The organism is Burkholderia sp. Se-20373 (assembly GCF_017104705.1).
Classification (GTDB): Bacteria; Pseudomonadota; Gammaproteobacteria; order Burkholderiales; family Burkholderiaceae; genus Burkholderia.
The window spans coordinates 1-1,374 of sequence record NZ_JAAGPH010000343.1; the positions used below are offsets into that span (position 1 = coordinate 1).

Here is a 1,374-nt window from a genome sequence, read left to right on the forward strand (position 1 = left end):
GAACCTGTCCGCATTTTTGTGGGCGAGGCGGTTGAACAGCACGTTATCCGCGCGCCTGCATAAATCGCTCTCCGAACAGGATAGCAAACTGGTTCATCGCTGATTTCCAGTCGAAGGCGGACCGCACGGTCTTGGCCAGCACGTTGCGCAGTGCCAGCCAGAGCAGCTTGATCGCCGCCTCGTCATTCGGGAAGTGGCCGCGCGTCTTGATGATCTTGCGCAGCTGCATGTTCAGACTTTCTATGGCGTTTGTCGTATATACGACCCGTCTAATCTCCGGCGGGAACACGTAGAACGGTACGACGTGCTCCCATGCCCGCTGCCACGACTGCACGATCGTCGGGTACTTCGCGCCCCAAGGTCCGTCGGCGAAGTCTTGTAGCGCCTGCCTCGCCGCCTCTTCGCTGGCGGCCGCGTAGATCGGGCGTAGCGCGGCGGCCAGTGCCTTGCGATCCTTGTAGCTGGCGTACTCCAGACTGTTGCGGATCAGATGCACGATGCAGGTCTGAACGGTGGTTCGTGGATAGGCCGCGCTGATGGCTTCAGTGAGCCCCTTCAAGCCATCGACCACGGCGATCAGGATGTCCTGGCAGCCGCGCGTCTTCAGTTCGTTGAACACCTTGAGCCAGAACTTGGCGCCCTCGGTCTGCTCGATCCAGAGGCCCAGCACGTCGCGCTGGCCGTCGGCCTGAATGCCCAAGGCCAGATAGACGGCCTTGTTGCTGACCACGCCGTCGTCGCGGATCTTGACCCGCAACGCGTCGAAGAACACGACCGGATACATCGCTTCGAGCGGGCGGCTCTGCCACGTCAGCGCTTCGGCCATCACCTCGTCGGTGACCGAGCTGATGAAGTCGGGCGAGACTTCCGTGCCGTAGTGCTCGGCCAGAAATCCCTGAATCTCGCGCACGCTCATACCGCGTGCGTACATCGCGATGATGCGCTCGTCGAAGCCGGTGAAACGGCGCTCGTGCTTGGGGATCAGGATCGGCTCGAAGCTGCCGTCGCGATCACGGGGCACCTCAACTCGGACCGGACCGCGATCGGTAATGACCGTCTTGCCGCTGGCGCCGTTGCGCTCGTTGCCCTGACCGGGCGGCTTAGGCTGGCCCGGTGGGTAGCCCAGATGCAGATTCATCTCGGCGCCCATCGCACGCTCGATGACCGCCTTGTTGAATGCCAGCATCAGATCCTGCACCTCGGCCGGCGACATCGGCCCCTTGACCAACTGGTCCAGCAGTTCCTTGGGCAGTTCAGGCAGCGGCCCTCGGGCCGCTGCCTGACGCGCTACAGTTTGTCTCTTTTTCTTCATCGGCATATCCATGGCCTTTACACCTCATGATATGCCTCGCCCACGAAATCACGGATAGGTCC

General features: G+C 62.0%; 1 protein-coding gene. It reads right to left on the reverse strand.

Going from position 1 to position 1,374, the window contains the following annotated elements; all coding sequences use genetic code 11:
• Positions 1 to 43: 43 nt before the first annotated feature.
• Positions 44 to 1,312, reverse strand: coding sequence for an IS256 family transposase (locus G3N96_RS38650; protein ID WP_206140487.1), 1,269 nt, complete (start codon positions 1,310 to 1,312; stop codon positions 44 to 46).
• Positions 1,313 to 1,374: the final 62 nt, after the last annotated feature.